This window comes from Cellulophaga sp. RHA19 (assembly GCF_002813425.1).
In the GTDB taxonomy this organism is placed as follows: Bacteria; Bacteroidota; Bacteroidia; order Flavobacteriales; family Flavobacteriaceae; genus Cellulophaga.
Genome location: NZ_PHUL01000001.1, coordinates 1496418 through 1515589, shown reverse-complemented (window position 1 = coordinate 1515589; position 19172 = coordinate 1496418). Strand labels below are relative to the sequence as shown.

Below are 19172 nucleotides of genomic sequence, written 5' to 3'. Positions count from 1 at the left end.
ACTCTTTTTAATTTATTGTTCTCTTACCAAACCACTTGGCATTTAGAGATATTCCAAGGTTAACTTTAAAATAGTTTTCCTGAATTAGGTCTGCACTTGTTGTTCCTCTTTTTCCAATTTCAAATCCAATATTAATGTTAGAAAAAGGATCGTTTGGTGCGTTCATTGGTAAACCTAATCCAAAAGTTATGCCAAAGTCTTTTATGTCTTCATTATTAACAACCATACCAGAGTTAACAAACTTAGCTCCTGCCCTGTAAGTTACTCTCTTAAAGTAATTTGTAAAAGATGTGTAGTCTGGTGTATAAAAACCTCCAAATGCAATTCTAGATGCATCTTCATATTCTAAATTATCAACTGCAAAAAATGGAGCTGTATAATCTTCAAACTTCTGAGCTCCGTATTCTGCTCCAAAAAACCATTTTCTGTCTTGACCAAAACCCAAACCAACTGTAGTTGTTGTTGGTATTGTTACTCCTCTACTTGCTAAACCAACGTTGTCTAAATCTACATCTATAGTTTCTATCTCTTGTCCTGTACTAGAAGAAAAAGACCCAATAGTTTTTGTGTTATCTGATGATAAGTTATTTTGTGTTTCTACACCAAAATAAGTATTCATTCTAATTTTATCTGTAAGCATTGGAGTATAGTTTGCAGATATTTTAAAGTTAGCACCATTAACTTTAGATTCTCTAAAATCAAAAGTACCGTATTGTACATCTTCTACATCTTGCACTCTTCTGCTTTCTACAACACCAAAGTAATAATTTGCTGTAATACCAACACTTAAATCTTCAATAATTTTACCCCCTACAGAAAAGAAAACAGAATTTACACCGCCTTCGCCAGAATATACATTTGTAATTTCTCCATTATCTGCGGTGCTAAATGTATTTTCAACCTCATAACCTGCAGATGTAAATGGTTTTATACCAAAACCAAGTCCTAGTTTACCTAAAACAATTGGAAAACCAATAGCTAAATAATCTAAACTTGTTACAGAAGAGTTTTGAGAACCACCTGTACTTTTTAAACTTAATTCTTTTCTAGATAAAGATGCCGTGTAAGTTGTTCTTCCTAGTAAACCGTAAGCAGCTGGGTTATTTAGGTTCACGTGTATACTATCTGCATACATACTTATACCACCCATCATTTGATTTTCTACTGATCCTATAGATCTTAAATCACCTATTCCAAAGTAAGAATAAGGAGAAACTGTGCCGTTTTGAGCATAAATAGTACCTGCCATACAGCATACTATTGCAATAATTATTTTTCTTATCATTTAGTCTTTGTTGTATTCCAGCAAATAATTAAGTCCGTCTAGGAGAAAATTGGAATGCGCAAATATGGTATTTTTTAATCGTTTTGACAAAAAATGAGCGTCGCCGCCTGTTAAAATAACTGTTAAATCTGCAAATCTAACCTTATATTCTTTAATAACACCATCAATTTCTAAACAAATTCCGTGAATTACTCCACTTTTCATGCTAGATATTGTAGAATCACCAATTAACTGTATTTCACCTTCTTTATCTAATAATGGCAAATTAGCTGTTTGGTTATGCATTGCTTTAAACCGCATTGCTATTCCCGGAGAAATTGCACCACCAAGATATTCTCCTTTTTCATTTATAAAATCATATGTAACACAACTACCCGCATCTATAACCAATGTATTTTTTCCTGTATATTGATAAAATGCCGCTGTAGCCAATGCTATACGGTCTACACCTAACGTTTTTGGTGTACCGTACAAGTTTTTAAAAGGTATTTTGGTTGATGCGCTTAATGTGTGCACATTACAATACACCGCAAGTTTGGTTATTTGTTCTTCTCCCAATGCTCCTACAGATGATACAATAGCATCTTTAATATCTGGAAATGCTAAAAATGTCTTTTGTACCTGGTCTAAAAAACTATTTAGTTTTATTGAATCAAAATAAACTTGTTCCTTTCCTTTATAAACCGCCAGTTTTACTGAGGTATTACCTGCATCTACAATTAAATTCATTTTACAAATATTATAAAATTTAAAAAAATAAAATCTTTTTTTATTTTTTGTTTGGATATACGAAAATAGCTCTTATATTTGCACCCGCTTAACGGCATGGTGCCTTAGCTCAGTTGGTAGAGCAATGGACTGAAAATCCATGTGTCCCTGGTTCGATTCCTGGAGGCACCACTTTAAAAACCCGATCAGAAATGTTCGGGTTTTTTCTTTTTTATACCCTATGCAACAACACTTTATCTATTTTCTTTACAGTAAATCTATTGATAGATTTTATATTGGAAAAACTTACAACCTTAAAAATAGGTTAATTCTGCACCAAGAACAGCATTACAAACATAGCTTTATTAAAAGCGCTAAAGATTGGAAAATTGTATTCTGAAAAAAATATTGATTGAAAAAGTTATCTTTAATTTAAGTTTATTAACCCTGAACGTTATTTTAATTTTATTGGTTTTATAACAAAACACAAAATCTTATCTTTACCTAAAATATGCATACTTGTGATTAAAAAACTTACATTACTTTTTTACCTTTTTCTGCTGGTTCCGCTTTTAAGTACTGCACAACCAACTATAAAAAAACTACTTAAAAAGCATAATAAAGAAAGTATACCATACATTACATTAGATTCCCTTTTAACCAAAAAAGAGTATGTTTTACTAGACACCAGAGAAGAGAAAGAATACAACGTTAGCCACATTAAAGATGCTATTTGTGTTGGTTATGATTTTTTTAATATTGAAAAAGTAACATCAACAATAAAAAATAAAGACACAGAAATAGTAGTTTATTGCTCTATTGGTATAAGATCTGAAGATATTGGAGAAAAACTAGCTGCAGCTGGCTACACTAACATTAAAAATCTATACGGAGGTATTTTTGAATGGAAAAACAAAAACAATCCTGTTTACTCTAAAGACAGCCTAGAGACAAACAAAATACATACACACAGTAAGTATTGGTCTAAATTAGTGACCAATGCCGAGAAAATTTATTAATTATATTTTGAAAAAATTGAATAAAAACTTACTGTTAATTTTTACCCGTAACCCAGAATTAGGAAAATGCAAAACCCGTTTAGCTGCAAAAACGGGAGATAAAACTGCATTGGATATTTACAAATTTTTATTAGACCATACAGTTTCTGTTACGCAAAATTTAAAAAATATAGACAAGCAGGTTCATTATTCTGTTGCCATAAGAGAAAACGATATCTGGGACGCCAGCATTTATAATAAAAAATTACAAAATGGCGACGATCTTGGTATACGTATGGAAAATGCTTTTAAGCAGGGGTTTGCAGATGGTTACCAAAACATAATAATTATTGGTAGTGATATGTATGATATTACAAAAGCAGATCTAGAAAATGCTTTTAATCAGTTAAATAAAAATAACTTTGTTATTGGTCCCGCAACAGATGGCGGCTACTATTTATTAGGAATGAAAAAACTTAATTCAGCTATTTTTAAAAACAAAAAATGGGGTACTGACACTGTTTTAAAAGACACATTAAATAATTTAAAAGACGAAAAAACAATTTTATTAGAAGCTAAAAACGATGTTGATTACTATGAAGATATAAAAGACATTGATGCTTTTAAACCTTTTTTAAAAAATATATAAAATGATTAAACAAGAGATTGAAGATTCTGTAGCATATTTACAAAACAAAGGATTTAATGCCCCAGAAATTGGAATAGTTTTAGGTACTGGCTTAGGCAACTTAGCTAACGAAATAGAAAATCCTATTGAGGCTCATTATAACCATATTCCTTTTTTCCCATTAGCAACAGTAGAGTTTCATTCTGGTAAGCTTATTTACGGCACATTACAAGGTAAAACTGTTGTTGTTATGCAAGGACGTTTTCATATGTATGAAGGGTACGACTTGCAAGACGTTACCTACCCAATACGCGTTATGCATAAACTTGGGATTAAAAAGCTTTTTATATCTAATGCTGCTGGTGCAATAAATCTAGATTTTAAAAAGGGCGATATGATGTTGCTAGAAGATCACATTAATCTTTTAGGAGGCTCTCCACTTGCTTTTAAAGGAGTTTCACAGTTTGGAGAACGTTTTGTAGATATGGGTAACCCTTACGATACAGAAATGACTAATACCTTAAAAAACATTGCTAAAAAAGAAGGTATTACATTACACTCTGGTGTTTATGCTGCTGTACTTGGACCTCAACTAGAGACAAAGGCAGAATATAGAATGTTAAAAATTATTGGAGCAGATGCCGTAGGTATGAGTACCGTACCAGAAGTAATTGTAGCAAACCATTTAAAATTACCTATAATTGCCGTTTCTGTACTAACAGATGAGTGTGACCCAGATAATTTAGCAACTGCAGACATTAAAGAAATAATTAAAATAGCAGGAGAAACAGAACCAAAAATGATTAAACTTTTTAAAGAGCTAATTAAAACTCTGTAAGTTTTAAAGCTTAAAAAGGACAAACTATAAAAATACATTTTGAAAATGGTTTATAAAATATCTGCGGTAGCTGCATTTTTATCAATAATAGGGTTCTTTTATTTTGGGTCTACACCTAAAATAATAGAAGAAAATTTTAGCGAGGTACCTAGTCACCAAAAATGGAATACATTATTACAAAAAAATGTAAACTCTAATGGCGATGTTAATTACAAGACTTTTGTAAATGATAAAAAAGAACTAGAAGCCTACCTAACACTATTGCAAAAAAATGCTCCTGCTAAAAATTGGTCTAAAAACCAAAAATTAGCTTATTATATAAACCTTTACAATGCTGGGACTGTAAAATTAATTATAGACAACTACCCTACTAAAAGCATTAAAGACATTAAATCTCCTTGGGATAAAGATGTTGTTGCCATTGGCGACAAAATGTATTCTTTGGGCTATGTAGAACACAAGGTTTTGCGCAAAATGAACGAACCTCGCATACATTTTGCTATAAATTGCGCATCTTACTCTTGTCCTAAACTAGTTAATAAAGCCTTTTTAGCAGATACTATGGACGCACAATTAGAAACTGCTGCTGTAGATTTTATTGCTGATAAAAAACGAAACATCATTAACACGAATAAAGTAGAATTGTCTGAAATTTTTAAATGGTTTAAGAGCGATTTTACAGAGAATACAACTTTAATTGGCTTTATAAACAAATACTCCTCTACACAAGTAAAAGATAACGCCAAGGTTAAATATATTGATTATAATTGGAGCTTAAATGAAGCAAAATAAGCTAAGCATTATAATACCCGTTTTTAATGAAGAGGCATCTATTGCCAAACTAATTAAAGAGATTAACACACGTAGCACCTTTAAACAAATAGATGAAATAATAGTTGTAGATGGTGGTAGTACAGATAATACTACCACTGTTGCTACTACTTTAAATGTAACTGTTATTTCTTCAGAAAAAGGACGCGCCAAGCAAATGAATGCAGGTGCAAAAGTAGCCAATGGTGATATTCTCTATTTTTTACACGCAGACACAATTCCTCCTTATCAATTTGACTGTAAAATATTAAAAGCCATAACAGACCAAAATGCTGCTGGTAGCTTTAGAATGCAATTTGATAGTAAAAGTATTTTTCTGAAATTTTTTGCGTGGTTTACTCGTATTAATCACAAAGTATGTAGAGGCGGTGATCAATCATTATTTATTACCAAAGATTTATTCTTTAAACTTAATGGCTTTAACGAAGAGTACATAATTTATGAAGATGGCGAATTTATAGAACGACTATATAAAGCCACAAATTTTAGCGTAATACAAGATAAGGTAACTACATCTGCACGTAAATACCAAGAAAAAGGAATGGTAAAATTACAATACCACTTTGGTGTTATTCACCTTAAAAAAATTTTAGGCAAAACTCCGCAGGAATTACATAATTACTACAAAAAAAATATAGCTAACTAGTTGTTTCTAGAATGATCTAGCAAAACACCTTCACTAATCCACTTTGCAAGTGCTTGTCTGTTTTCTGCAACCAATATTCTTTTTTGATCTTTTTTATTCTTAATATTCCCTATCTCTATATAAGCCATAGCAGGTATGGTATTTTTAACTAAATACAAACCACTCCTATCTAAAAATGTACCTGTATAATCTCTGTTTGGCTGGTATTCTCTGTATTTAGAATCAAATGTTTTGTGAATGCTTTCTGCTAAGCGTTTACCATTACTACTTTTCTCATGATGGTAAAAGAAAACATCTATATTTTGCCCAACACTTCTACTGTCTATATGTGTAACTATTAACCTTTGGTATTTACCTTTATTTTTTAAATACAAATCATTTACAGCATCTACGCGCTGCTTTAAACGCTGTACCTGGTTTAACGGAATAGTTTTATTAGGATAGCAAACCTCATCATAATCTAAGGGTAAAATTTTATCATCTCTAATTCCATCATTTTCATCTCTTATAATAATATACACTAAGGCTCCGTGTGAAATTAACTCTCTACCCAAACGCAATGTAATATCATAAGCATACTCATCTTCAGAAATTAGTTTTTTACCATATTTAGTTACGGCTCCAGGGTCTGGCCCACCGTGACCAGAAATTAAATAATAAACAGCACCTTTAAGTTTTGTGCTTTTTTGTTGCACTGTAGCGTGCTTTCTTCCAAAAATAGGATACCCATTTACTATTGCTGGTAATTTTTCTTCTCCATCAACTTTTATAAGTCTATCTGGTATAATATAAGTTCTACCTTCGTATAAATGTTTGCCGTTTCTTAAGTTTTTTTCGTTTAAAGCAATAAAATCTGAATAATATTTAGACGGACTCATATCAAACTTACGAAGTAAGGTGTAAATACCCTCTCCTTTTTGAGCTACAACCGTTTTTTCTTTATCTTGAGAATAGAGCTGAGTAACTGCTATTACTAGCATTATACTTAAAATTGCATATTTTTTCAATATCATTAGTGGACTTTTACACAAATATTATCAAAAATACTGCCCAATTCCAAAAACTAAGCCTTTTGATGCATTTTTTGTTACACCATACCCATAATCTATCCTAAAAATTGCGTTGAAAATCTTTTTATGAATAAAACGTAAACCAACACCTGGATATACTCTTAAATTATCTGAATCTATAAAATCATCCAATTCCCCGCCTGGATTACGCCAAGTACCAGCATCTACAAATGTATTTCCTTGTAATACAAACCAATTTTTATCTACCAGAGTATATCTGTATTCAGTATTTAAAACAATAGATCCCGTACCTCTATCTATTATATTACCAACGCCTCTTATATTTATATTATTATCTACAGAAAACGGAGCAAAAGGTGTTTCATCATTAGTAGCTAAACCTACTCGTAACCTATTAGCCCAATTACCACGTTCACCTACTCTTTTGTAGTAAACAAAGTCGTTAAAAGCAACTACAAAATTATCTAGTTCTTTTGTAGAGCTATGCACATATTGAGCATTTAAAGTACTTTTAAATCCGTCTAAATATTGATAATGATATTGTATATTACTGTATTTATAAATTGCCTTATATGAAAACTTATTTACATCTAATGCTTGTGGCACGTTTACATTAGTTGCTCCACGTATGTAGTTGTATTTTTCAGTAAAAAAATTCATACCCAAATCTAAGCTATGTCTTTGATTAAATTGATACAAGCCCAAGATCTCCACAGCTTCATTATGGTACTTGTAATCTGCGGTGCTGTTATCAAAAAAAATAGGCTCTTGTGTTTTTAAATTGTTATAGCTTACAGCTAAACCCGCTTTTGCACTAAACAAATAGGGAGCTCTAAAAAGCAAACCATAAGAGTTAAATATATCTTTCTGATAAAAACCACCTATAGTAATATTACGACCCGTAAAATTAAACTCCTGTATACCTATCCTAAAAGCAAAATCATCATTAGAAGAAGTATACAAATTTGCAAATGGTATTATGGTAAAATTTTCTTCTACTGTAAAAACCAAATTATACGCTTTATCTACAGTATTGTTAACCAATTGAAAAGCAGCATTTGCTATTGAAGGTAATTTTTTAAGCTGATTAACAGCCTCTAAAATAGCAGTAGAATCTGTAACAGCACCTGGAGTTATTGGCACTATATTTTTTAAGAATGATACTTTGGTTTTTTTAGCTCCAACAAAACTAACATCAGCAATTTTTAGTTCTTGAGAAACTATAATTCCACAAAAAAGGAAACAAAATAAATAAATTAGTTTTTTCATAATTTAAGGAGAAAAGTCGGTTTCTGTTAATAAGTTAACCCAATTATCTTGGCTAACTGCCATTAAAGTAAAACCGTAGGTTTGTGTTTTATTTAAAGTTGGTGGTTCTTTAGTTGTAATGTTAAGCACTACATTGTCTAGTTTGTAATACTGAAACATTTTGTCATTAGTATACGTGCCCGACAAAAAGTTATTTTGATTATCTGTTACTACCTGAAAATAAATAACAGAATCTGTATACAAGCCATCTTCCCAAGAAAAAATTGGCATTGTAGGTTCTGTTTCATCAACAGATACTGTATTAATTTTTTCTGTAGGTTTAGTAATATGTTTTAAGCGTATTGGGTTGCATATATGTATTTTACCATCTTCTTTAAAAGACACAATAACCCATTTTTCTTCTGAAGAGTTAATTAAGAAACGCTTTATTTTTCCGTTAAAAACATTAAATATGTCAGGAGCTAACTCTGTATATGCTTCAAAATTATTTTTATCTGCAGCTATATTTTCTGTTTCAAAATACCTAAAATTGGTAGCTCCTTCCCTTGGGTAAAAAAACACATTTACTTCTCCTTGTTTGTCTCCACTAGCTGCACAAGCAATAACATTGTCTTTAACCACAGTCTCACCGTCTAATGCAAATTTTAATGAAGATAAACTAGATAATCCATCTTCTGAACAACCGTAGGTTATCAAAATTAAAAAAAGAAGAAAATATTTTAATTTACTTAAATCCATAATATTGTTTTAAAACCAATTCCGCTGGTTTATTTTGCGGTGTAAACCTATTATCATCTTCACCACCAACCTTGTCGTGGTCTATAAACCATTTCCAAACATAGCCTCCAGCAAACCAATCCTCTGTCCAAAACATCTCTAAAATAGCTTTAGTAGCATTAGATTGTGCTTCTAAATTTACTTTAGTCTGGTTACGGTCTACCAACCAAGGTTTTTCTCCTGTAAAGTCCATACTTCTGTAACCATATTCAGTAAATAAAATTGGTTTATTTAAAGTGTTAGACATTTGTTTTAATGCCTTTTTATGTGGTTGCCATCCTGCTTTTAATTGATCTACAGTTGGGTGTTGCTCTTTAGACAAAGGAAAATATGCATCTACACCAACATAATCTATACTTTTCCAAAAAGGAACTCTAGGATACTCATCCCAATTGGCCGCATAGGTTAACTTACCTTTATATACTTTTTTGACATCTGTTATTAATTTGTTCCAAAAATCTGGTCTATGCAGTACAAATTTTTCAAGCTCGGTACCAATACAAAAAATATCTACATTAACTTCTTCTGCTAATGCAGCGTATGTTAAGATAAAATCTGAGTACTTTTTTTCAAACTTCTGCCAATGCTCCTCTGTTTTCATTTCTAATGTACCCGTAAACTTGCCATCTCTAATCCAAATTTGAGGCTTTAGCATTATACTCATCTTATTTTTATGTAAAATATCTACATAATGCTTTATACCATCTCTTCGTTCTCCAAACCATTGCCTGTCCGAGTTGTAAATTAAATCGGGCTCATTAACATCTCTTATAAAACCAAATGGCATAACAGATGCTGCGTTTGCATTTATAGCTAAAATAGGAGCTATATTTTTCTGAGTAACTTTATCTCTTGAAGAGACAAAGCTTATTCCGTTTATCTTTTTTTCTACTTGGCTATTGCATGAGAATTGCAAACAAAACAATATAAGGAGGCCTAATTTTTTCACAAACTATAATTTTAAACCTCCTAAATTAAGGTATTTAATGTTAGTGTCTAAAAAATTGCCCTTAGTCCTAAGTTAAATGTTTCACCCAATCCTGTATTATCACCTCCAACAAAATTGGTATACAACAACTCTAAGTTAAGTGCATTTGTTAATTGGTATTTTGCTCCACCACCTAAAGCTGTGTAGTTCTGACTAAAATTATTTCCTAAATCTATACGTTGTGAGTGTTGCGCTAAAGCCAAAACCGTAAATTTATTTGCCGGAAAATAACTTAGAAAAACACCAGGAGTTAACCCTAAACTATTGTTAGCAAAGCTCTTTTCTTTGTCTCCAAAATTAAGTTCTGTGTTTAACTCTGTAAATAATTGCCACTTATCTCCAGGAAAAGTATAATCATAAAAAAACCTGTTTTGCCATATAAATCCGTTTTGATCTAAAAAAACATCGTTCTCTGTTTCATTATCTACCAAAGGAATATATAGAGAACTCTGTATAGAAAAATTACCCACAGATTCAAAAGGCACAAATTTTACAGATGGCGCAAAAGATGTTAAACCAGCTCTAGAAATACCGTCTTCACTCTTAAATTTTAAAGCATCTAAAGTTTCAGAGCCATTAATGGTATTAGAGCGTATTTTTAATATTACACCTACATTCCATCTATTGTTTTGTCCTACGCCTGTATAACCTTCTAATGTAGAGGTAAAAAATGTTTGTCTTGGCTGCTTACCGTCTGTAAATGTACTTTCTGTTTCTGTGTAGATATTATTAAACCATTTAATATCAAACTGTCCTTTTCCTATTAATTTAGATGGTGTATACTGCTGTATATTACTTTTTTGAGCATCGTCTTCATCTTCTTGGGAGTATCCTGCAAACGTAGTTAGTAAACCTAACAGTAAGGCTATTGTTTTTAATTGTTTCATATTCTTTTATTGTTGTTTGTTGTTTTACTTATTTATTTTTATTGCTTATTTAGTGTCCAGTCATATGCATAAAAAGACACTTTTGCTTTAGCATCAATTTTGTCTTTTCTGTAAAGATTTACAAAGTCTATTAAAGATGTACCGTCTTGTGTAAAATCTCCTTTATACCACTCAAAAATTTGAGAAAGCTTCACTTTATTTTTATTCACCATAATAAAGCTAGGATTGTTAATGGCTATTTCTGTTTGCATTTGCAATTGATCCTCTATTATACTTGGCATATAGGCTTTGTTAATAATTGGAGGACAACCTAAACCTGCACAAACCAGTACAAAATGAAAACGTGGCTCTTTAGGAAAAACTGCACGTAGCATTTTATGCTCCATATCATTTAAAGTAAGCTCTTAGCCTGCTACAGTATGTTTTATTTTATCAAAAAAACCTGTTTTATCTAAAGGAGATTTTAACGGGTAATTTTCTACTACATTTTTTATAACACTAATATTGTAAGCATTAATCCAAAAAGCCTGGTAGGTAGCAACATCACTCTTAGCTACTTTTATGGTTTTCATTTGCTCTACAAGGTTGTTTAACTCTTTAGGCGACTCTTTAATACTTTTATAAGCTACTTTACCATTCATAACATTGGTATTAAAAAAAGCATTAGCTTTAGTAAAAAAGTTGTTTGTATCTTGAGAAAAACCAGTTGCCATACTAAATAGAATAAGTAAGACCGATATTTTAATAGTATTTTTCATATTACTTTTGGTATTATTTAATAAGTGTGTCGCTGCTTTTTATTAAAACATACAACAACATCTTAATTTTATTTGAAGCAAAGAAACTTGTTAAGTATCACATTTTGATAACAAAACGAAATCAAGTTTATTCTTATTTAGAAAATATATAAATAAACTTTTCAACGTTAAGTTTAGATCTTTAAACCCGACAGACACCTTAATATTTAAAACTATGGAGCACATTGTTATTATTGGTAATGGTATTGCAGGCGTAACTGCCGCAAGACACATTAGGAAATTATCTGACAAAAAAATTACAATTATTTCTGCTGAATCTGAGTACTTTTTTTCTAGAACTGCGCTTATGTATGTGTATATGGGTCATATGAAGTTTGAACACACACAGCCTTATGAAAATTGGTTTTGGAAAAAAAACAGAATTGAACTTGTAAACGGATATGTGAACAATGTAGACCTAACCAATAAAAAGGTAGATTTAGAAAATTTATCTATTTCTTATGACAAACTAATTATTGCAACTGGCTCTAAACCTAATAAATTTGGTTGGCCAGGACAAGATTTAAAAGGTGTGCAAGGTTTATACTCTAAACAAGATTTAGAACAGTTACAAAAAAACGCTCCGGACAATAAAACTTGTAAAAGAGCTGTAATAGTTGGTGGCGGATTAATTGGTATAGAAATGGCAGAAATGCTACGCTCACGCAAAATACCTGTTACCTTTTTAGTAAGAGAAACTAGTTTTTGGAACGGTGTTTTACCAAAAGGAGAGTCTGAACTTATAAACGAACATATTTTAGATCACCACATAGATTTACGTTTAAACACCAATTTAGTAGAAATTATTGCCGATGAAAACGGGCGAGCTAAAGCTATTACCACAGATAAAGGAGAAACCATAGAGTGCACTGTTGTTGGTTTAACAGCAGGCGTATCTCCTAACATAGATTTTTTAAAGGAATCTGGTATAGAATTAGGCCGTGGTGTTAAAGTAAATAGGTTTTTAGAAACAAACATTAAAGATATTTATGCCGTTGGAGATTGTGCAGAACAACACCAAAGCATAGGAAACAGAAGACCTATTGAAGCTGTTTGGTACACTGGTAGAATGATGGGCGAAACCTTAGCCCAAACCATTTGCGGTAACAAATTAGAATACAAACCAGGGCATTGGTTTAACTCTGCTAAGTTTTTAGATATAGAATACCAAACTTATGGTTGGGTTTTTAGCGAGCGTAACAAACAAGATTATGAAGCACATTTTCATTGGAGACACCCTAAAGAAAATATTTGCATAACAATTGCTTACCATAAAGACACTAAAGAGTTTTTAGGCATTAACACCTTTGGTATTCGTATGCGTCACGAGGTTTTTAACAAATGGCTTACTCAAAAAAAGGATATAGAATTTGTGCTTCAACATTTAAAAGATGCCAATTTTGACCCCGAGTTTTATAAACAATATGAAACCGAAATTTTATCAAAATACAATGCTGAATTCAACACCAATTTATCAGCAAAAAAGAAAAGTTTAAAAAGAATATTCAACATCGCTTAATCAATAAAAAAAATGAAAACAATTAAATATTTAGGCCTTGTTATATTTTTAGTAGGATTGGGCATTTTTGCAGCTACTCCTTTTTTAGGAAATTTTAAACTAGACCAAAAAACCTTTGATGAAACAATTAGCAGTCAAGGTGTTAAAAGCGAACTGTTAATTAAAGATCTTGAATCTAAGTTAGTTGGCAAAGATTTTTCTAGCTCAACTTTTTTAGCTCCCGTGCTTGATGATGCTATAGACAAAGCAAATGCCACGCACATAAAAAATAAAGAATGGGGCAAAAAAACATATGCTAGTGGAGACAATATGGCGGCGGCAATTCGTAAAGCTTCTAGTTATGGTTTTATACCAGAAAACAAAGGTACAATGTGGTTTTTAACCTTTGGATTAGGTATTATTGGAGCTCTAATGTTTATACTACCTAATGTAGTTTTACTAGGCAAAAAAGGAATAAAAAATGATGGCATTTATTTAAAAAGTGCTACAAACCGTGGTATAGTTGCTTGGCTAGTTTTCTTCTTTTTAGTTAGTTTTTATATTATACTTTATTTTTATTCTGAATACGCAGTAAACTGGACATTTTTAGTAGACCCAATTAGTGAGTCTCTTAGCGGCAACCCTGCGGGCCATTGGTTTGTATATGGTTTTATGTATTGTGTAGTTATGACGGTAATGGCTGTACGTATGTACATTAAATACAGACATAATATGTACCAAATTTTTCGTACTACGTCTGTTTTATTTTTTCAGATAGTATTTGCATTCTTAATTCCAGAAATTATGGTGCGCTTGCAAATGCCGTATTATGATTTTAAAAATGCATTTCCTTTAGATTACGATTTCTTTTTTCAATGGAATTTAAAAGACCTTATTGCTAATGGTGGCATTGGTATTTTTATTCTTGTTTGGGGTATAGCTCTAACCTTGATTATTGTACCAATAATGGTCTATTTCTTTGGTAAAAGATGGTATTGCTCTTGGGTATGTGGCTGTGGTGGTTTAGCAGAAACATTAGGAGACCCATACAGGCAACACTCTAGCAAATCTTTATTTTCTTGGAAAGTAGAACGCTGGTTAATACACGCTGTTTTAGTTTTTGCAGTTGGGATGACGCTTATGACACTTTACAGCTTTTTTGCTGAATCTAGTACTGTTTTAGGTATAAAAACACAAACCGTACAAAACGTGTACAGCCTTTTAATAGGAGCTATTTTTGCAGGTGTTATTGGTACAGGTTTTTACCCAATTTTTGGCAACAGAGTTTGGTGTAGGTTTGGCTGTCCATTAGCTGCTTACCTAGGTTTTGTGCAACGCTTTAAATCTAGGTTTAGAATCACAACTAATGGTGGCCAGTGTATATCATGTGGTAACTGTTCTACTTACTGTGAACAAGGAATAGATGTACGTGCATATGCTCAAAAAGGAGAAAACATTGTACGCTCTAGCTGTGTTGGTTGTGGTGTATGTTCTGCTGTTTGTCCACGTGGAGTTTTAAAATTAGAAAACGGACCAGAAGAAGGACGTATTAACCCTACTGAAGTTTTATTAGGTAACGATGTTGACTTAATGGACTTGGTTAACAAAAAATAAATTATGTTATTCCGTTTAGTCTTAATTTCACTTGTCATATTTGCAAACCTTAATGGTGTAGATACTAAAGAATACCGTAAAGAATATTATGCTTCTGGTGTGCTAAAAGCAGAAGGATGGGTAAATAATGATAATAAAGAAGGTTTTTGGAAATTTTATAATGAGAATAAAACTCTTGCCAAACAAGGACATTACACCAATAATAAACAAGAAAACTATTGGTACTTTTACACCCCAAAAGGAACACTAGAAAAAGAAGGCCATTATAAAAACGGTGATAAAACTGGTTGGTGGCTATTTTATACTAGTGATGGTAAAATTAACCACAAATGCCAATTAGCCTATAATGTTAAAAATGGATACTGCTTAAAGTATAAAAATGAAAAGCTTTCCTCTGCCGAAAAATATAAAAATGGTAAAAAAATTAAAGAATGGTTTAGTTTTGCAGGTTTTAAAAAGGAAAACAATTTATCCGATTTAAGGTAATGACAAAAATAAACGTAATTATTCCGGCTTATAATGAAGCCGATTCTATAGGTAAAGTTATAAAAGACATACCATCAATTGTTTCCGAAATTATTGTTGTGAACAACAATTCTACAGATAACACCGTTAGTAATGCAGAAGAAGCAGGTGCTACCGTGCTTACTGAAAACAGAAAAGGATACGGTTATGCCTGTTTAAAAGGTATGGATTACATTGCAAAAAAGTCCAACAAGCCAGATATTATCGTATTTATTGACGGAGATTACTCAGATTATCCAGAAGAACTGATAAAAATTGTAGATCCCATACTAAAAAATAAAGTAGATTTTGTTGTTGGTGCCAGAACCAAAAAAGGTAGAGAAAATGGTAGTATGACACCACAGCAGGTTTTTGGAAATAAGCTTGCCACCGTGTTAATGAAAATTTTCTTTGGTGCTAATTTTACAGACCTTGGGCCATTTAGAGCCATTAAATACAATACACTTTTAGATTTAGAAATGCAAGACAAAACCTATGGATGGACCGTAGAAATGCAACTCAAAATTCTAAAGAAAAAGTTAAAATATTTAGAGGTTCCTGTACGTTATAAAAAAAGAATTGGTGTATCAAAGGTCTCAGGCACAGTAAAAGGTACTATATTTGCCGGTGTAAAGATCCTTGGATGGATATTTAAATACAGTTTTAAATAAATATGGAAATTGCAATTACATACATAATTATAGGTATATACAGTTTAGCTCTTCTACTGATTTTCTTCTACAGTTTAGCTCAACTTAACTTACTTGTTAATTATTTGGGTTATAAAAGAAGAAACAAAGAAGCCCCTAAATACAACCTTTTAGACGCTAAAGAAGTTCCTTATGTAACAATACAACTTCCTATTTACAATGAAGAATACGTTGTAGAAAGATTGTTAGAAAACATTGCTAAAATTGAATACCCTAGTAACAAATTAGAAATTCAAGTTTTAGATGATTCTACAGATGACTCTGTAATTGAAACAGCTAGACAAATTGAAGCTTTACAAGAAACAGGTCTAGATATACAACATATTAGAAGAACAAACAGGCAAGGCTACAAGGCCGGAGCCCTAAAAGAAGGTTTAATATCTGCAAAAGGTGATTTTATTGCCATTTTTGACGCCGACTTTTTACCTGACTCAGATTGGTTAAAGAAAACAGTTATTTACTTTAAAGACGAAGAAATAGGTGTTGTACAAACTAGATGGGGACACATTAACAGAGATTATTCTGTTTTAACAAGAATACAAGCTTTTGCTTTAGATGCACACTTTACATTAGAACAAGTTGGGCGTAACGCAAAAGGACACTTTATAAATTTTAACGGGACAGCAGGTATATGGAGAAAAACCTGTATTATAGATGCTGGTAACTGGGAAGGCGACACTTTAACTGAAGATTTAGATTTAAGTTACCGTGCACAATTAAAAAATTGGAAGTTTAAATATTTAGAAGACGTAGAAACACCTGCAGAATTACCTGTTGTTATTTCTGCTGCTCGTTCTCAGCAATTTAGATGGAACAAAGGTGGTGCAGAAAACTTTAGAAAATCTGTGGTTAGCGTTGTTTCTGCTAAAAACATCTCTTTTAAAACTAAGTTTCACGGAGTAATGCATCTTTTAAATAGTTCTATGTTTTTGTGCGTATTTTTAGTAGCACTTTTAAGCATACCTATGTTATACATTAAAAGTAGAAACGAATCTTTAGGTTGGGTTTTTGAAGTAACTAGTTTCTTTATTTTAAGTACAGTTATACTATTTGTATGCTACTGGTTTACTTTTAAAAGTATACAAGGTAGTAGCCTTAGTAAGTTTATAGACTATATAAGACTTTTCTTTACATTCTTTTCTATTGCTCTAGGTTTTTCTTTACACAATACACTTGCTGTTTTAGAAGGTCACAGAGGAAAAAGAAGCGAATTTGTACGTACTCCTAAATTTAATATCAATAATATTTCTGATAGTTGGAAAGGGAACAAATACCTTGCTAAAAAATTATCTCCAAATATGATTATAGAATTTGGACTAATGTTATATTTCTTATTTGGTATGTACTCTGCAATTCCTTTAAACGATTTTGGTCTTTTTCCATTCCATTTTATGTTGTTTTTAGGCTTTGGTTACGTTTTCTTTAACTCGCTTACAGCAAAGGCATAAACTAATTTTACCATTAAATTATAACACATTAATTTATTCTAATTTTTATTAGGGTGATATAGGTTTACTCTGCTTAAAATTCTAGATTCATATTTTTATTCTCAGAGGATTACAAACATAGAATTGCATAATTTTTAGTACTTTAGGAGACTTAATGTAAATTATAATTTTTGTAATGCAAGTAAAAATTTTATCATATTATAGGTTACACAAAATACCTATATTATTACTACTTGCTAGCTTACTATTTTACTACACTTTTGCTTACCATTTGGTACGCACAGATTTTCCTAAGTTAATTACATTAGCTGCAGCACTATTCTTTTTATGCTACAAGCTTATTCAGTTTGAAAAATGGAACTTAAAACTATTATTCACTGCTGGTGTATTATTTAGACTTGTGTTTTTGTTTGTAGAGCCAATGCTTTCTCAGGATTTTCATAGGTTTATTTGGGATGGAGAATTAGTATTACAGGGTTTAAACCCTTATTTACAAACTCCAGACACCATTGTAGATCTAGGAAAAATTAGCATAGATAATGCTACTCACCTGTATGCTAGTATGGGAGAAATTAGTGCTAAAAATTTTAGTAACTACCCTCCTTTAAATCAGTTTATATTTGCCTTAGCTGCATTTTTTAGTGGTAAAAGTATGCTTGGAGGCATACTAACAATGCGTATTATTATTATACTTGCAGATATTGGCATTCTATATTTTGGCCGCAAATTACTAGCAAAGCTAAACTTATCATCACATTTACTATTTTGGTATTTTTTAAACCCGCTAGTTATTATAGAGCTTACCGGAAATCTTCATTTTGAAGGTGTAATGCTTTTCTTTTTTATATGGAGTATGTACTTGCTTGCTCAAAAAAAGTATTTGTTAGCTGCGCCAATTTTAGCACTTTCAATAGCCACAAAGTTGGTTCCTCTTATTTTTCTACCTCTTTTTATAAGACATCTAGGTTTAAAAAAAGCAATTCCGTTTTATACTATTATTGGTGTTACAGTTCTTGCTCTTTTAATCCCTTTTTATTCATCAGAATTTATAAATAATTATACCACAACTATAGGACTTTGGTTTAGTAATTTTGAGTTTAATGCTAGCATCTATAATATTATTAAAAAAGTTGCCGAAATTAAAGGTAGTAAAGACTGGGAAACTATAAAGGCTTTTGGTAAAATCTCTCCCTACATAACTATTATTATGGTCTTGCTTTTTTCATTTATAAAAAACAATAAAACCATTACCAGCTTATTTACTAGTATGCTTTGGGTACTAACTATTTACTATTTTATATCTACTACAGTACACCCTTGGTACATTATATTTTTAATATTACTTAGTGTATTTACTAAGTTTAGATTTGCTATTATATGGTCCGCAGCTGTTTTCTTAAGCTATTGGGCATATGCAAACCCAGATTTTAAAGAGCATTTAGGAATACTCACAATTGAGTATATTGCAATATTTGGTGTTATTATTTACGAAATACTTAAGTTAAAAAGACAAAACTTATTATATTCAAAAAAAGAAACTTCTAAATTAGGCTAGCTCAATTTAATTTGTACATTTGATCTTGTAATGAACAAGAACACAAACATATTATTTATTAGCAGGGTTTCTACACCCTTAGCTACGCTTGTTCCTACACGCCGCCGCCCGTAAGGGTATTACTTCTATATAGGAATTAGGTGAGTCCAATTCCGTTTTT

Annotated in this window: 20 protein-coding genes, 1 tRNA gene and 1 pseudogene; 13 read left to right on the top strand and 9 right to left on the bottom strand. The window is 31.5% G+C overall.

Annotation, left to right across the window (positions count from 1 at the left end):
- Positions 1–7 precede the first annotated feature (7 nt).
- Entirely contained in the window at positions 8–1285 is a 1278-nt protein-coding gene (locus tag AX016_RS06770; protein WP_100894894.1) for a hypothetical protein, read from the bottom strand.
- Positions 1286–2014, bottom strand: coding sequence for a type III pantothenate kinase (locus AX016_RS06765; RefSeq protein ID WP_100894893.1), 729 nt, complete (start codon positions 2012–2014; stop codon positions 1286–1288).
- 98 nt (positions 2015–2112) lie between these two features.
- Between AX016_RS06765 and AX016_RS06760 the strand changes: the two genes are divergently transcribed.
- From AX016_RS06760 to AX016_RS06730, 7 genes are all read left to right on the top strand, one after another.
- A tRNA-Phe gene (locus AX016_RS06760) sits at positions 2113–2185 on the top strand.
- Positions 2154–2393 (top strand): GIY-YIG nuclease family protein, encoded by a 240-nt coding sequence (locus tag AX016_RS06755; protein ID WP_330400326.1) that lies wholly within the window; start codon positions 2154–2156, stop codon positions 2391–2393. The genes AX016_RS06760 and AX016_RS06755 overlap by 32 nt, the downstream gene beginning before the upstream one ends.
- A 121-nt stretch (positions 2394–2514) precedes the next feature.
- The gene (locus tag AX016_RS06750) at positions 2515–3012 is read left to right on the top strand and encodes a rhodanese-like domain-containing protein (RefSeq protein ID WP_232732602.1); all 498 of its coding nucleotides are present in this window, start codon (positions 2515–2517) and stop codon (positions 3010–3012) included.
- Positions 2993–3640: a TIGR04282 family arsenosugar biosynthesis glycosyltransferase gene (locus AX016_RS06745; RefSeq protein WP_100894891.1), complete on the top strand. Its 648-nt coding sequence runs from the start codon at positions 2993–2995 to the stop codon at positions 3638–3640. Before AX016_RS06750 ends, AX016_RS06745 begins: the two co-directional genes overlap by 20 nt.
- Before the next feature lies 1 nt (position 3641).
- A complete protein-coding gene (locus AX016_RS06740; RefSeq protein WP_100894890.1) occupies positions 3642–4457 on the top strand; it encodes a purine-nucleoside phosphorylase in 816 nt (271 codons plus the stop codon).
- 45 nt (positions 4458–4502) lie between these two features.
- Complete coding sequence (locus tag AX016_RS06735; protein ID WP_100894889.1) at positions 4503–5249, top strand: DUF547 domain-containing protein; 747 nt, start codon at positions 4503–4505, stop codon at positions 5247–5249.
- Positions 5236–5934, top strand: a complete 699-nt coding sequence (locus tag AX016_RS06730) for a TIGR04283 family arsenosugar biosynthesis glycosyltransferase (RefSeq protein WP_100894888.1) — start codon at positions 5236–5238, stop codon at positions 5932–5934. Before AX016_RS06735 ends, AX016_RS06730 begins: the two co-directional genes overlap by 14 nt.
- On the opposite strand, the gene AX016_RS06725 is transcribed toward AX016_RS06730, so the two are convergent.
- From AX016_RS06725 to AX016_RS17420, 7 genes and pseudogenes are all read right to left on the bottom strand, one after another.
- Positions 5931–6947, bottom strand: coding sequence for an N-acetylmuramoyl-L-alanine amidase family protein (locus AX016_RS06725; protein ID WP_100894887.1), 1017 nt, complete (start codon positions 6945–6947; stop codon positions 5931–5933). The genes AX016_RS06730 and AX016_RS06725 overlap by 4 nt on opposite strands.
- Before the next feature lie 24 nt (positions 6948–6971).
- Positions 6972–8234, bottom strand: coding sequence for a POTRA domain-containing protein (locus AX016_RS06720; RefSeq protein WP_100894886.1), 1263 nt, complete (start codon positions 8232–8234; stop codon positions 6972–6974).
- A 3-nt stretch (positions 8235–8237) separates the two neighbouring features.
- Positions 8238–8972 (bottom strand): hypothetical protein, encoded by a 735-nt coding sequence (locus AX016_RS06715; RefSeq protein WP_100894885.1) that lies wholly within the window; start codon positions 8970–8972, stop codon positions 8238–8240.
- The gene (locus AX016_RS06710) at positions 8959–9960 is read right to left on the bottom strand and encodes a glycoside hydrolase family 113 (RefSeq protein WP_100894884.1); all 1002 of its coding nucleotides are present in this window, start codon (positions 9958–9960) and stop codon (positions 8959–8961) included. The genes AX016_RS06715 and AX016_RS06710 overlap by 14 nt, the downstream gene beginning before the upstream one ends.
- A gap of 47 nt (positions 9961–10007) precedes the next feature.
- The gene (locus tag AX016_RS06705) at positions 10008–10886 is read right to left on the bottom strand and encodes a hypothetical protein (protein WP_100894883.1); all 879 of its coding nucleotides are present in this window, start codon (positions 10884–10886) and stop codon (positions 10008–10010) included.
- 38 nt (positions 10887–10924) lie between these two features.
- Positions 10925–11275, bottom strand: a pseudogene (locus AX016_RS17425) (DUF547 domain-containing protein); the annotation flags it as partial.
- Between the two features lie 15 nt (positions 11276–11290).
- On the bottom strand, positions 11291–11644 hold the full coding sequence (locus AX016_RS17420; RefSeq protein WP_330400325.1) for a hypothetical protein: 354 nt from the start codon (positions 11642–11644) through the stop codon (positions 11291–11293).
- 214 nt (positions 11645–11858) lie between these two features.
- Between AX016_RS17420 and AX016_RS06695 the strand changes: the two genes are divergently transcribed.
- The 6 genes from AX016_RS06695 to mptB all read left to right on the top strand — a co-directional run bounded on the left by AX016_RS06695 (position 11859) and on the right by mptB (position 19012).
- Positions 11859–13202, top strand: coding sequence for an NAD(P)/FAD-dependent oxidoreductase (locus AX016_RS06695; RefSeq protein WP_100894882.1), 1344 nt, complete (start codon positions 11859–11861; stop codon positions 13200–13202).
- 12 nt (positions 13203–13214) lie between these two features.
- A complete protein-coding gene (locus AX016_RS06690; RefSeq protein WP_100894881.1) occupies positions 13215–14795 on the top strand; it encodes a 4Fe-4S binding protein in 1581 nt (526 codons plus the stop codon).
- A 3-nt stretch (positions 14796–14798) separates the two neighbouring features.
- Entirely contained in the window at positions 14799–15281 is a 483-nt protein-coding gene (locus AX016_RS06685) for a toxin-antitoxin system YwqK family antitoxin (RefSeq protein WP_100894880.1), read from the top strand.
- On the top strand, positions 15281–15970 hold the full coding sequence (locus AX016_RS06680) for a glycosyltransferase family 2 protein (RefSeq protein WP_100894879.1): 690 nt from the start codon (positions 15281–15283) through the stop codon (positions 15968–15970). Before AX016_RS06685 ends, AX016_RS06680 begins: the two co-directional genes overlap by 1 nt.
- A gap of 2 nt (positions 15971–15972) precedes the next feature.
- Complete coding sequence (locus AX016_RS06675) at positions 15973–17457, top strand: cellulose synthase family protein (protein ID WP_100894878.1); 1485 nt, start codon at positions 15973–15975, stop codon at positions 17455–17457.
- Positions 17458–17632: 175 nt separating this feature from the next.
- The gene (gene mptB / locus AX016_RS06670; protein WP_100894877.1) at positions 17633–19012 is read left to right on the top strand and encodes a polyprenol phosphomannose-dependent alpha 1,6 mannosyltransferase MptB; all 1380 of its coding nucleotides are present in this window, start codon (positions 17633–17635) and stop codon (positions 19010–19012) included.
- Positions 19013–19172 lie beyond the last annotated feature (160 nt).